15 protein-coding genes and 1 pseudogene are annotated in these 12863 nt (G+C 67.7%); 4 read left to right on the top strand and 12 right to left on the bottom strand.

The genetic code is table 11. The annotated features are described in order from the left end of the window. Positions 1-5: 5 nt before the first annotated feature. Positions 6-605: a TetR/AcrR family transcriptional regulator gene (locus NS2_RS05995; protein WP_052086083.1), complete on the bottom strand. Its 600-nt coding sequence runs from the start codon at positions 603-605 to the stop codon at positions 6-8. A gap of 92 nt (positions 606-697) precedes the next feature. On the opposite strand from NS2_RS05995, the gene NS2_RS06000 reads away from it, so the two are divergent. After that, complete coding sequence (locus tag NS2_RS06000) at positions 698-2023, top strand: oxygenase MpaB family protein (RefSeq protein ID WP_033086347.1); 1326 nt, start codon at positions 698-700, stop codon at positions 2021-2023. 82 nt (positions 2024-2105) lie between these two features. Here the strand turns inward: NS2_RS06000 and NS2_RS06005 are convergent, their stop codons facing one another. From NS2_RS06005 to NS2_RS06015, 3 genes and pseudogenes are all read right to left on the bottom strand, one after another. Then, positions 2106-2801: a response regulator gene (locus tag NS2_RS06005; protein WP_045436409.1), complete on the bottom strand. Its 696-nt coding sequence runs from the start codon at positions 2799-2801 to the stop codon at positions 2106-2108. 99 nt (positions 2802-2900) lie between these two features. Next, positions 2901-3098, bottom strand: coding sequence for a hypothetical protein (locus tag NS2_RS06010; RefSeq protein WP_143161268.1), 198 nt, complete (start codon positions 3096-3098; stop codon positions 2901-2903). Between the two features lie 200 nt (positions 3099-3298). Then, positions 3299-3529, bottom strand: a pseudogene (locus tag NS2_RS06015) (alpha/beta hydrolase fold domain-containing protein); the annotation flags it as partial. Here NS2_RS06015 and NS2_RS06020 point away from each other — a divergent pair. Then, positions 3498-3752 (top strand): alpha/beta fold hydrolase, encoded by a 255-nt coding sequence (locus NS2_RS06020; protein ID WP_071344375.1) that lies wholly within the window; start codon positions 3498-3500, stop codon positions 3750-3752. The pseudogene NS2_RS06015 and the gene NS2_RS06020 sit on opposite strands and share 32 nt — an antisense overlap. 32 nt (positions 3753-3784) lie before the next feature. Continuing rightward, on the top strand, positions 3785-4495 hold the full coding sequence (locus NS2_RS06025) for an alpha/beta fold hydrolase (RefSeq protein ID WP_033086351.1): 711 nt from the start codon (positions 3785-3787) through the stop codon (positions 4493-4495). Between the two features lie 80 nt (positions 4496-4575). Here NS2_RS06025 and NS2_RS38750 read toward each other — a convergent pair whose 3' ends face one another. The 3 genes from NS2_RS38750 to NS2_RS06040 all read right to left on the bottom strand — a co-directional run bounded on the left by NS2_RS38750 (position 4576) and on the right by NS2_RS06040 (position 6811). After that, positions 4576-5583 carry a DUF8189 domain-containing protein gene (locus NS2_RS38750; RefSeq protein ID WP_477505079.1) on the bottom strand — a complete coding sequence of 336 codons (1008 nt, stop codon included), beginning with the start codon at positions 5581-5583 and terminating at the stop codon, positions 4576-4578. Between the two features lie 161 nt (positions 5584-5744). Further along, positions 5745-5939: a DUF397 domain-containing protein gene (locus tag NS2_RS06035; protein WP_036551663.1), complete on the bottom strand. Its 195-nt coding sequence runs from the start codon at positions 5937-5939 to the stop codon at positions 5745-5747. Continuing rightward, positions 5936-6811, bottom strand: coding sequence for a DUF5753 domain-containing protein (locus NS2_RS06040; protein ID WP_036551662.1), 876 nt, complete (start codon positions 6809-6811; stop codon positions 5936-5938). Before NS2_RS06040 ends, NS2_RS06035 begins: the two co-directional genes overlap by 4 nt. 238 nt (positions 6812-7049) lie before the next feature. On the opposite strand from NS2_RS06040, the gene NS2_RS06045 reads away from it, so the two are divergent. Further along, positions 7050-7391 (top strand): hypothetical protein, encoded by a 342-nt coding sequence (locus tag NS2_RS06045; RefSeq protein WP_143161266.1) that lies wholly within the window; start codon positions 7050-7052, stop codon positions 7389-7391. 52 nt (positions 7392-7443) lie between these two features. Here the strand turns inward: NS2_RS06045 and hflX are convergent, their stop codons facing one another. From hflX to NS2_RS06070, 5 genes are all read right to left on the bottom strand, one after another. Then, positions 7444-9000, bottom strand: a complete 1557-nt coding sequence (gene hflX / locus NS2_RS06050) for a GTPase HflX (RefSeq protein WP_082062549.1) — start codon at positions 8998-9000, stop codon at positions 7444-7446. Between the two features lie 65 nt (positions 9001-9065). Next, positions 9066-9959 carry a diaminopimelate epimerase gene (gene dapF / locus NS2_RS06055; RefSeq protein ID WP_033086396.1) on the bottom strand — a complete coding sequence of 298 codons (894 nt, stop codon included), beginning with the start codon at positions 9957-9959 and terminating at the stop codon, positions 9066-9068. 90 nt (positions 9960-10049) lie between these two features. Further along, complete coding sequence (locus NS2_RS06060) at positions 10050-10871, bottom strand: TrmH family RNA methyltransferase (RefSeq protein WP_033086355.1); 822 nt, start codon at positions 10869-10871, stop codon at positions 10050-10052. 121 nt (positions 10872-10992) lie between these two features. Next, positions 10993-11907, bottom strand: coding sequence for a tRNA (adenosine(37)-N6)-dimethylallyltransferase MiaA (miaA, locus tag NS2_RS06065; RefSeq protein ID WP_096490640.1), 915 nt, complete (start codon positions 11905-11907; stop codon positions 10993-10995). Next, entirely contained in the window at positions 11904-12710 is an 807-nt protein-coding gene (locus tag NS2_RS06070; protein ID WP_033086356.1) for a class III extradiol ring-cleavage dioxygenase family protein, read from the bottom strand. The genes miaA and NS2_RS06070 overlap by 4 nt, the downstream gene beginning before the upstream one ends. Positions 12711-12863: the final 153 nt, after the last annotated feature.

A 12863-nucleotide genomic window follows, 5' to 3' on the forward strand; every position in this document is an offset into this window, starting at 1 on the left:
CGCGATCACTCCGCCCCGCCACCCACTCCGGAAACCTGCGGGAGAAGAGCGCTGGTTCGCAGGTGGCGAACCAGCGCGATGAGGCGGTCGGTGGTGGCGTTGGCGGGGTCGGTGAGGCGGAGTTGGAGTAGTTCCCGGCCGGAGGCGTGCAGGATTCTGGCGGTGTACTCGGGGTCGGGGAGGGCCGGGAATGCCTGCAGGAGTGGTTGTTCCAGATAGGCGCGTACGACCTCCTGGGATTGGGCGAGGCGGCGGTGGAGTTCCGGGGGTGCGCCGGCGGGCGGGAAGAGGAACAGGCGCCAGGTCGCGGGATGGGTGTCGATCGCGCGGACCACACCGGCGAAGGTGCTGATGAAAGGGTCCGGATCGACGGGTTCACCGGGATGGGAGACCGCCTCGGCGAATTGGGCTGCCGCGCGGGCGGCTTCGCGGTCGATGAGGGCGACGAAAACACCGGCCAGGTCGCCGAACTGCTGGTAGAGGACGGGACGGGTGATGCCCGCGGCCTCGGCGATGCGGTTCGGGGTGGCCGCGTGGAAGCCCTCGGCGGCCACGATGGCGTGGGCGATGTCGAGGATCTGCTCGCGGCGGCTCTCAGCGCTCATCCGCCTGCGTACACCTGGAGCGCCCGTCACCCTTGACACTCTAACTTACAACCTGTCAGTCTCTAACTAACAGGTTGAAAGTAGAGGTTGCGATGACGTCCCACTACCCGGAACTCGCTGAGCGGGTACACAACCAGCGGGTCCTACAGCCGGATCTCTACGGCCGCATCGACTTCCACGCCTCGCCGCACCGCTTCACCACCGACCTCGGCGACAGGTCATCGCTGCCGAAATGGGTCGCCGCGCGCGAACCGCTGCTCGCCGACGACCGCGTCGTCGAATTGATGCGCACCGCGACCATGCTCGGCGATGTCGTCGCCGACCCGTACGCCTCGCTGGTCCCGCGCTACGGCGTCCGCGGCCTCATCGACATGCTGCGGCAGGCCTGCCGCACCGGCGTCGACTCGATCCCCGGCGCACCCGCCGAGCTGCGGGCATTCATCGATTCCATGGAGGCCGCCCCCGGCTGGCTGGACATGGAACTGGTCGAGGAGGGCGCGCGGCACATGCGCGTCGGCGCGGCTTACCTGTCGCCCTTCCTGATTCGCGGTGCTTTCCTCGCGACCTTCCTCAATACCTATGCCGCGCTCCCGATGGCATTGACCGGCGCACTGTCCGGCCGCCGCGCTGCGCGCCGGGTCAACGAGACCGCGACCTTCTTCACGGTGACCACCCTCCCCGGTGCCCTGGAACGCCACGGCGAGGGCTTCGAGGCCGCCGCCATGGTCCGCCTGATGCACTCGATGGTCCGCTACAACGCCCTCGAACGCTCCGAGCAGTGGGATTCCGGCGTGTATGGCATCCCCGTCCCACAGGTCGACCAGATGCCCGCCGGGCTCATCAACATGTACCTGCTCGCGACCCTCGCCACCCGCCGCGGTCGCACCGAATTCAGCCCCCGCGAACGCGCCATGCTCGAATTCAGCCGCTACCGCTGCTTCCTGCTCGGCCTCCCCGAGGAACTCCTCCCCACCACCGCCGCGGGCATCATCGAGGTCTTCCACGCCCGCGCCGCACTGCTCCGCGACGGCTTCGACGACACCACCTGCGGCGAACTCGTCCGCTCCACCATGGACGCCTACCTGCGCCCCGCCAACTCGCGCTTCGACCGCGCGGCCGAGGCCGTCGAAAACAGCTGGAGCAGAGCCTTCTTCCTGGGCTTCGCCGGTGGCAACCGCGGGGCCGCGGCCGCCATGAGCGTCCACCTCCGCCCCGCCGACGCCGCCCGCGTCGCCCTCACCGCCCCGTTCATTCTGCTGCGCTTCATCCTCATGACCATCGCCACCCAGCGGCCCGCACTCCGCAAGGCCGCCGACACCCGCGCCATCCGCAAGCGCCTCGCCACCTACGGCAACCCCGAATACACCACCGACGCAAGCACTTACACGCCGACCGGGACCACCGTGTCGGGCGACTGACCGGTGCCGACCGCCCGTCGAATACGGCGCATGACCGGCCCCGAGCACCCGGTGCACGATTTCGATGGTCCGGGGCCGATGGTCAGCGGGCCGGGGTGGAGGAGGCGCGCAGGTGCCCGGCGTGCAGGGCCGCCTGCGAGCGATCGCTGAGACCGAGCTTGCGGGTCAGGCGGGTGACATAGTCGCGAATGGTGTTCTCGCTGAAGAACAGTCGATCGGCGACCTGCTGGTCGGTCAGCCCTTCGGCGAGCAGCAGCATGATCGTCATCTCCATGGTGGTCAGCGACGCGATCGGATCACGCGCCCGGCCTTCGCGATTGCGCAACTCGCGCATGAGGACCGGGGCGCTGTTGCAATCCAGGCGCGAGCCGCCGACGGCGATGACCCGCACCGCGTCGGCCAGGGCCAGCTCGGTCAGATCCTTGATCATGTATCCGGCCGCCCCCGCGTCCACGGCCGCGAGCATCCGATCGGGATCGCCGTCCGCGGTCAGGATCAGAAACCGGCTCGTGTCACGGTGTTTGCGGCAGATCGACAACCCGTCGCCGTCGGGCAGGCGGGGGTCGAGGATCACCACGTCGGGCTGTAGCCCGGGCAGCAGCGCGAGGGCGCGGTCCACCGAGTCGGCCTCGCCGACCACGGACACGGTCGGGTCGAGTTCGAGCAGGTCGGCGATGGCGTCACGAACGGTGCGGTCCCGGTCGGTCAGGACCACCCGCACCGGGTGCCGGGCCGAGGGTTGGGGGCGATGCGAGCCATCGCGGCTGTTGGGCTTCATCGCTTCACGATGCGCCCCGAGCCTCGCCGCGGCACGATCCGAACGGCACCGGCCACTGGGCCTTTCGGCACCGAAAGGCCCAGGTCGGATAATGCCGCGCTACCTCACCCTGGTCGTTGTCGTCGAGGGCGAGGTGGTGGGCACGTCGATCACATCCGGAACCTGCCCGCCGCCGAGCACAGGCACCGACGACGACGGTGAGGGCGGCGTCAGCGGCGTGCCACGATGGTCGGCACACCCCGACATCGCAGCCACCGACATCCCCAGCATCACCACGGTGATCAGCCGCTTGGGCACGTATCTCAACCTTTCCACGATTGACGCGAGACCCCTCAATCCTGGAGCTTTCATACCGAATCCACACCACCGAAGATCCATCGGCACACCTGGTCCCCCATCTGGCACAACACGGGCAACCACCGCAACGCTGGCACCCGCGAGTGGCACATTCTGGACGGGGTTTGCCGCTTCCCCTCCGGAATGTGCCACTCGACACTTCAGTGGAGGGCTTGGGTGAGGGTGGTGATCGCCTGGGCTACGGCGGATTTGGCGGCGTTGGTGTCGTGGAGGGTGTTGAGCATGACGAAGTCGTGGGTGATGGCGGCGTAGCGGACCTGGGTGACGGGGACGTCCGCGGCGCGGAGTTTGGCGGCGTAGGCCTCGCCTTCGTCACGGAGGACGTCGGCTTCGGCGGTGATGACCAATGCCGGTGGCAGGCCGGTGACCTTCGCGTTCACCGAAGCCGCCACCGCCGCGTCCTGGAAGACCAAGCCAGCCTGGGGCATCGTCTCCGCCGCCGATCGCACCATCAACCCCGAGGTCGAGCGCTTCGGCTACCGCCGCGCCGGACTCCGCAAGGTCGTCGAACTCGACGCACCCCACCTCGTCATGCACACCCACCCCGACGAGGTCACCGCCGAAATTACCGGCACCATCTCCGAACTGTCCTGACCTGCAACCCGATTCGCCAGAGGAGCACTTTCATGACCACCCAGCCGACCATCATCCTGGTACACGGCGCCTTCGCCGATTCCTCCAGCTGGAACGGCGTCATCCCCCGCCTGCGCGAGGCGGGTTACCCCGTCGTGGCCGCCGCCAACCCGCTGCGCGGCCTCGACTCCGACGCCGCCTACGTGGCATCGGTCCTCGACGGCATCGAAGGCCCGATCGTCCTCGCCGGCCACTCCTACGGCGGCAGCGTCATCACCGTCGCGGCCCACGGCAAGCCTGACGTGCGGGCTCTGGTCTATATCGCCGCGTTCATTCCCGCCGAGGGCGAGAGCGCCCTCGAGCTCACCGACAAGTTCCCCGGCTCCACCCTGGCCCCCACCACCACGCCCGCCTCCTATCCCCTTTCCGGCGGCGGCACCGGCACCGAACTGTCCATCCGCCAAACCGAATTCCCCGCCCAGTTCGCCGCCGACGTGCCCGCCGACCTCGCCGCCACCATGGCCGTCACCCAGCGCCCGGTCTCCCTCGACGCCCTCCAGCAATCCGCCACGGCCGCCGCCTGGCGCACCATCGCCAGCTACTCCCTCATCACCACCGAGGACAAGAACATCCCCCTCGAATCCCAGCGCTTCATGTCCACCCGCGCGGCCGCCCACACCATCGAAGTCCCAGCCTCCCACGCGGTCTCCGTTTCCAACCCCACCGCCGTAACCGACCTGATCCTCCTGGCCGCCCAAAAGTAGCCTCACCCGCCGAATGGCAAGTCCTGGAGGGGTTTTGCCCGATTCCCCTCCTGGACTTGCCACTCGATGGCTATGTCGAGTCAGGACCACCAGTTCACCCAGAGGTGGCCCTTGTTGGCTCGGATGAAGGCGTAGGGGTTGCCTCGGTAGGTGGCGGTGGCGATGGTGTCGGGGTCCACGATGAGGCCGGGTGGGGTGCCCTGGTCGGACCAGTTCCAGGCGCTGCCGTTCCACCAGTTCACCCACAGGTGGCCGTCGTTGCCTCGGACGAAGACGTAGGGATTGTTCTGGTAGGTCGTTGTCGCGATGGTGTCGGGGTCGACGGTGACGCCGGGTGGGGTGCCCTGGTCGGACCAGTTCCAGGCGCTGCCGTTCCACCAGTTCACCCACAGGTGACCGTTGTTGGCGCGGACGAAGACGTACGGATTGCCCTGGTAGGTGGCGGTGGCGATGGTATCCGGGTCGACGGTGAGACCCTGCGGGGTGCCCTGATCACTCCACGAACAGGCGCTGCCGTTCCACCAGTTCACCCACAGGTGACCGTTATTGGCGCGGACGAAGACGTACGGGTTGCCGCGGTAGCTGCTCGTGGCGATCGTATCGGGGTCGACGGTGAGACCCGGCGGCGTCCCCTGATCACTCCACGACCAGGCGCTGCCGTTCCACCAATTCACCCACAGATGACCATCATTCGCCCGCACAAAAACATACGGATTGCCCTGATACGTCGCAGTCGCGATGGTATCCGGATCGACCGTGCGACCCGGTGGCGTGCCCTGGTCACTCCACGACCACGCGCTGCCGTTCCACCAATTCACCCATAAATGGCCATCATTGGCGCGCACGAAGACGTAAGGATTGTCCCGATAACTGCTCGTGGCGATCGTATCCGGATCGACGGTCAGACCCGGCGGCGTTCCCTGATCACTCCACGACCACGCACTCCCATTCCACCAATTCACCCACAGATGACCATCATTCGCCCGCACGAAAACATACGGATTGCCCTGATATGTCGCGGTCGCGATGGTATCCGGATCGACCGTGAGACCGGGTGGGGTTCCTTGATCACTCCATGCCCATGCCATAGCCGCAGCTCCTTCCTGGCAGGTGCTTGCACGAGTGCCCCCCGATTCCGCGAAGAATACGAAATATTCACTCGCAGAATCATTCTCACCCCACCCTCATTCTCAGGTCAACGCCCCCAATCGATTTGAGCGGTCTCTCAAATTCCGTCCCGACCCCGAGATCAGCGATCCCAGATGCGACTGGCGAGGAAGGAGCGCCAGTCTGCGTCGGAGAACCAGAGTTCCGGGCCACAACCGGCGGACTTCGAGTCGCGGACGCCGACCCTGCCGTCGCCCAGGTAGATCTCTACGCACTGGCGGGCAGCATCGGATCTGCTCGACTTGTACCACTTGCCGGTCTCCGGGAGTTCTTTCATGCCACGTACTCCTTCGCGAGGGCGAGAACCATGTCCCTTGTGTCCGTTTCCGTCAACGCTACCTCCTCGATGGCCGCGATCGCTCCCCGATATCGGTCGATCTCCTCGGCCCGTTCGTGGTAGAGACTGCCAATCGCCCCTTCAACGAAAATCACTGTCGGCAAGGCGATTCCGCTGGTCCCCTTCGGGAATTCCAACAGCGTGAAGGGCTGGATGGTGAGGCCCCGGTGCGGGCCCACGGCGAACGGAACAACGCGAATGCTGACGTTCTCGCGATCTCCGATCTCGGCGATCCATCGCAGCTGGGCCGCCATCATCTCCGGGCTCGCCGGGCAGTGCCGGAGTACCGCCTCGGACAACAGTGCCTCCAGCCGAAAATTGGCCTCGTTCAGGCGAACTTGTCGATGGGTGGCGAGTTCCAGCAAGCGCTCGACGTTCACCGCCGAAATCTCCGGTTCGTCGATTCGAATGATCGCTCGGCGATATTCGGATGTTTGGAGCAAACCGGGCACGATCACCGGCTGATGCACGACGACCCGGTTGGCAGCGCCCTCGAGGCGGAGGAACCTTGGAAAGGTAGGCGCAACCTGATCGGCGTACGGCTTCCAGTAACCTTTCGAATTCCCTTGCGCCTTAGCGACTTTGTCCTGTTCGGACACCTCGGACCACAATCGCAGCGCCTCTTCGCAGACCTCCTGCGATGCGCCGTAGTGATCGAGTAACAGACCGATCAGTGGCCTGGTGAGCTTGGTCGGGCTACCCTCCTCCATTCGCATGATGACCTGCCGCGATACCTCCAGGCTCATCGCGGCGGCGAGTAGCGTCTGATGTGCGTTCTCACGTACTCCACGCATGAAGTTCCCGAAATCCATGCGAGAGACCGTCAATCCAGTCATTTCTTAGCCTCGCTATCAGGGAAATGCTCGCCACGGACACTACCGTGACGGACATCCATTGTATTTCGCACGAGGTCTGCCAAGGGCTTACTCCGGCAACAACATCGGGTGTCTACTGATCCCAGAGCGCTCGTTGAAAAAATCTTCGGTTCAGGTGTCACATCTGGGCCACTCGATCCGATAGGACAGCTGGAGTCGCAATGCCTTGGGATGCGTGGATTTTGTTGCTTATGACTGTTTTAGGTGGATCGCTGACGGCGATTTGCATTGGGGAAGACATCAGCGGTTCGGGAAAATCACACCGCAAACGATCCGGTCGGCATCGTGCGGCACGGCGACCGGTCAGGGGTTAGCCGTGGCGCATGCGATCAGTCATGAGGTGCCCGATTATCCGATTCAGAATCTCGATGTCGCCCGGCGCGGACTGGAGACGCATCGAGCATGCGCGAAAGGATGTGAAGCCAAACGATATTTCGCGGCGCTCGTGCCGCACCTGGAGATGATCGCCCGCCGCCGCGCCGCCTCGGCGGGGTGGAATCTGTGGAGGCAGGGGTGAAGTCGTGGCCGAGCTCGGTCGGAGGCATCGATCGATGCCTCCGACCGAGGGGTCAGGATTGCGAATCCTCCAGGGACGCGAACTCATCCGAGGCGGCGCTGCCGTTGAGCGACACGTCGTCGGCCGAGCCGCCCGCGTGGGCGAACTGCGCCAGCTGGCCCGCCAGGGAGTTCGGGACTCGGGCGCGCACCCGGGTGCCGGACTCCTCGTGCTCGGAGCTGAGGATCTTGCCGTCCGCGTGGATGCGGGCCAGCAGGTCGCCGCGGGTGTAGGGCAGCAGGACGCTGACCTCCACGTCGAGGCCGCCGAGGATCTGGCCCAGGCGGTCACGCAGTTGGTCGAGACCCTCGCCGGTGCGGGCCGAGACGAAGGCCGCGTCGGGCAGCCAGCCGCGCAGCTGGGTCAGCTCCAGCGGATCTAGCGCGTCGATCTTGTTGACCACCAGGAACTCCGGCGGAGCGGGAGTCTTGGACTCACGCAGCACGTCGGCGATGACCTCGCGGACCGCCTTGATCTGCTGATCCGGCAGCGGGTCGGAACCGTCGACCACGTGCAGCAGCAGATCGGCCCCGGTGACCTCCTCCAGGGTCGACCGGAACGCCTCGACCAGCTGGGTGGGCAGGTGGCGGACGAAACCGACGGTGTCGGTGAACACCACTTCGCGGCCGTCCTCGAGGGCGGCGCGCCGCGTGGTCGGATCGAGGGTGGCGAACAGGGCGTCCTGCACCAGGATTCCGGCGTCGGTCAGCGCGTTCATCAGCGAGGACTTGCCCGCGTTGGTGTAGCCGACAATCGCGACCTGCGGGATCCCGCTCTCGGCGCGCTTGGCGCGCTTGGTGTCGCGGGCGGTCTTCATCTCGCGGATCTCGCGGCGCAGCTTGGCCATTCGCTCGCGAATCCGGCGGCGATCGGTCTCGATCTTGGTCTCACCGGGACCGCGCAGACCCACACCGCCATTGCTGCCGGCGCGACCACCGGCCTGACGGGACATGGACTCACCCCAACCGCGCAGGCGCGGGAGCATGTACTCCATCTGCGCGAGCGAGACCTGCGCCTTGCCCTCACGCGAGGTGGCGTGCTGGGCGAAGATGTCCAGAATCAGCGCGGTGCGGTCGATGACCTTCACCTTGACGACCTTCTCCAGCGCGGTCAGCTGCGCGGGGGTCAGTTCACCGTCGCAGATGACGGTGTCCGCGCCGGTCTCGAGCACGATGCCACGCAACTCGTCGGCCTTGCCGGATCCGATATAGGTGGACTTGTCGGGCTTGTCGCGGCGCTGAATCAGCGCGTCGAGCACCTCGGACCCCGCGGTCTCGGCGAGCGCGGCCAGTTCGGCCATGCTCGCGTCGGCCTGCGCGGCCGTGCCCTCGGTCCAGACGCCGACCAGCACGACTCGTTCCAGTCGCAGCTGCCGGTATTCGACCTCGGTGACATCCTCGAGCTCGGTGGACAGACCCGCGACACGCCGCAGCGCGGCACGCTCCTCGAGCTGCTGCTCACCGACCGTCGGCGCGGCCGACCAGCCACCCCGGCCGGTCCCGGGCACGTCCTTGGTCTCCTCGTCGAGGTCTTCGGCGGGAGTGAACTCATACGTTTCTGGCTTACTCATACACCTCCATGGTCCCACGTCCCAACGAACGAGCGCATTCGGTTATTTCACGGCGAAGCGACGGATCAGGCGTCCTGCCACCACTTGGCGGCGATACGGCCGGTGGCGACCAGTTCCGAGGGGCCGCGCAGGGTGGCCGTGCCGTGGTCGATGCCGACGGTCACCACGCCGCCGGGGATGCGGACCTGGATGTGGCCGACGTCGCAGGACAGGTCGAAGCCGGTGGCGGCGAGGGCGGCCGCGGCGGCGGCCACGGTTCCGGTTCCGCAGGAACGGGTTTCGCCGACGCCCCGTTCGTAGACGCGCATGTCGACGCCCTTCTCGCCGTCGGAGCCGACGCCGAGGGCGGTCAGGATCTCGACGTTCACGCCCTTGGGAAACATGGTGTGGTCGAAGGCGGGGGCGTGCTCGAGGTCGATTTCGGCGAGCGCGGCGGGGGTCAGGGCCGGATCCACGCAGGCCAGGTGCGGATTGCCGACATCGATTCCCAGACCGGTGAATTCGCGGCCGTCGAGGGTGGCCGTCGAGGTGCCGAGGGTCTTCACCTGGCCCATGGCCACGGTCACCTCACCGTGCACGGGGTCGGCGTGGTGCACGACCACCGGGCGGGCTCCCGCCCGCGAGCCGACCACGAATTCCTCGCGTCGCTCCAGCCCCGTCGCGGCCAGGTAGTGCGCGAACACCCGCACCCCGTTGCCGCACATCTCCGCGATCGACCCATCCGCATTGCGGTAATCCATGAACCAATCCCCGGCGCCGACACCCTCGGGCAGCGCGGCCAGCACGCCGTTCTCGATCAGCGCACCCGCCCGCGCGACCCGCAACACCCCGTCCGCGCCGAGTCCCCGCTGCCGGTCGCACAGCGCCGCGATCCGGGATTCGGTGAGCTCGAGCCACGCGTCCGGGTCCGGCAGCACCACGAAATCGTTCTGGGTGCCGTGGCCCTTGCTGAATTCGATGTCAGCGGCGCTGTTCTCGCTCATGGCTACCACCGTAGTGCCCGGCAGCGCCGGGACATCCACCGCAGTACCCGACGCCCACCAGCGGATTCACCGTGGTCCCCGGCGCTGGCGGGATATTTCGTACAGGGCCACGGCGGCGGAGGCGGGAGCGCCCAGGGTGCCGTCGGTGGGGATGCAGATCAGTTCGTCGCAGACGTGCCGCCAGGCCGGGGGTAGTGACTCGCTCTCGTCGCCGAGGACCAGGATGGTGCCGCCGTCGAAGCGGGCGTCGTCGAGGGCGAGGCCGCCGTGATCGTCGCTGCCGACGATGCGGGTGTCGATGCCGCGGGCGCGCTGGCGGTCACGGAACGCGGCGACCTGCGCCGGGCCCGCGGCACGCAGCACCGGGACCGCGAACAGCGCGCCATCGGAGGCGCGCACGCTCTGCGGGTCGAAATGGTCTGCGCCGGAACCGGTGACGATGACCCCGCCCGCGCCGAAGGCGACCGCCGAACGGATGAGCGCACCCAGCCGCATCGCCGACGCCGGGCGGTCGATGACCACCACGGTCGCGGGATCCTCCGGCGTGCCCGGCACGAAATACTCGAGTTCCGGCCGCCGCGCCACCGCCACCGCCACGATTTCCGGGACCGCCTCGGTGGGTTCGGCCAACTCCGCCATCACCTCCGGCACCAGCCCGACCCCCGGCACCCCGCTGGTCTCCAGCAGCTGCCGAGCCCAGTCCGGCGGCTCGGGCGCGCCCAGCCGATAGACGAGTGTCTCCAGCGGCCAACGACATTCGAGCGCGCGCGAAATGGGCCGTCTGCCGTGCACCAGGAATCGACCGTCCCGCAACCGTTTGACCCTGTTACTCAGGTATTCCCGCCACAACTCCACCGAGGCATTCCGCGTCTTCCCACGGCCCGTCACCCCAGCAACCTAGCGCGCACCCCCGACATCCCACGCCCGATTCTGGCGTGTCCGCCCACCCTGGAGTGTCCGGCCCGACCGCACGCCCGGCTCGATCGGGGTGCGGCGGCCCCGGCAGGGCCTATCCGGTGGCCGAAGCCGCGTCGACCACGGCCGAAGCCGTTGCGGCCAGGACCGGATCCGCGCCGTCGAGCCAGTGGACGCGCTGGTCGCGGCGGAACCAGGAGCGTTGACGGCGGACGTAGCGGCGGGTGCCGATGAAGGTGCGCTCCCGGGCTTCGGGGAGGTCGTATTCGGCGTCGAGGAAGTCCAGGACCTGGGCATAACCGATGGCGCGGCGGGCGGTTTGGCCGTGGCGCAGGCCCAGGGTGATGAGGTGTTCGGTCTCCTCGACGAGGCCGGATTCGAACATCTTCGCGGTGCGCGCCTCGATGCGGGTATCCAGCTCGGCGGTATCGCGATCGACACCGAGAATGACCGTGCCCCAACGGGGTTCACCGATCTGCGGGGCGGAGGCCGCGAACGGCTTGCCGGTCAGCTCCACCACCTCGAGCGCGCGCACCATGCGGCGGCCGTCGGTGGGCAGGATGGTCGCGGCGGCCACCGGATCGGCCAGCTTCAGCGCCTCGTGCACGGCCACGGTGCCGCGATCGGCCAGCACCGCCTCCCATTTCGCGCGGATCTCCGGGTCGGTGGCCGGGAAGTCCCAATCATCCAGCAGCGCTTGGACATACATCATGGAGCCGCCGACGATGACCGGCGTGTGCCCGCGCGCCATGATGGCCTCGACATCGGCGCGGGCCGCGGACTGGTAGGACGCCACGGTGGCGGTCTCGGTGATGTCGAGGACGTCGAGCTGGTGGTGCGGGATGCCGCGGCGCTCGGCGAGGGGCAGTTTGGCGGTGCCGATATCCATGCCGCGATAGAGCTGCATGGCGTCGATATTGACGATCTCGCCGTGCAGGCGTTCGGCCAGATCCAAGGCCAGATCCGACTTCCCGGTGGCGGTGGGTCCCACCACGGCGACGGGCCTCACGCCGCGCCCCCCGGACGCCAGACGCTCACGTGGTAGCCGACACCGAACGGGGCGGCGGCGTAGAGGGTTTCGACCTCGGGATCGGCGGCATCGACCGCGAACAGTCCGGCCATGACCTGGTAGGCGGGCCGACCCTCGACCTCGAGTTCCGCGCACAGGCGGGTGTCGAGGGCCGCCAGCGCCGCGCGATCCCCCGCGCTCAGCGCGCGATCGATAGTGGCCTGGACAGCCTCGGCGCGCTCGTCGAGGTAGCGCGGGGCCTTCAGGGAAAGGGTTGCCGCACCGTCGCCGACGACCAGAACGGCGACGGGTTCGGGGGTGGCGTCGAGTTCGGCGCGCAGCTGGCGGCCGAAGGTCAGGCTCTCGTCGGCGGAGGCATCGGCCGAGATCAGACGCCCTTGCGCGACCGCCCCGGGCGCGACCTGCTCGCGCAGCCAGCCCGCGATCAACACCGGCAGCGGCAGCAGCGGATCCGCGCCGGGTCCCTTGACACCGGATTCCCGACCGACACGCTCGGCCACCGATCCGGCCAAACCAACCTGTACGTCTACTCCGTATCCCCGGAATGTGCCCACCGATTCCGAACCGATCATCCGGTCGGCAACCGCGTCTCCGGACCCCTCCTCCGGCTCCGCCACGCCGACCACGATCCACCGCGACGCGCGGGCCGCCAACTCCCCCGCCGCCCGCAGAACCGCAGCTCGCAGCGTCGCGACGGCGTCATCGCCCAGGGACCCGCCCGCACCCTCGAGTTCGGGTACCAGCACGGGCGGCGAGGGAACCAGCGACGCAACACAGAACACGCCGACAACCGTAGCGCTAACGCACCTCACCAGCCCCACCCCGGCCGCACCGCCGCGCCGCCGAAGCGGGCTCAAAGACAGCATTTCCCATCTCAGCCTGGTTGAATGGGATGCAGCTAGACCGATGAGCTAGGGCGTAACCAGGCAGCCGTG

This window comes from Nocardia seriolae NBRC 15557, from assembly GCF_007990715.1.
Lineage (GTDB): Bacteria > Actinomycetota > Actinomycetes > Mycobacteriales > Mycobacteriaceae > Nocardia > Nocardia seriolae.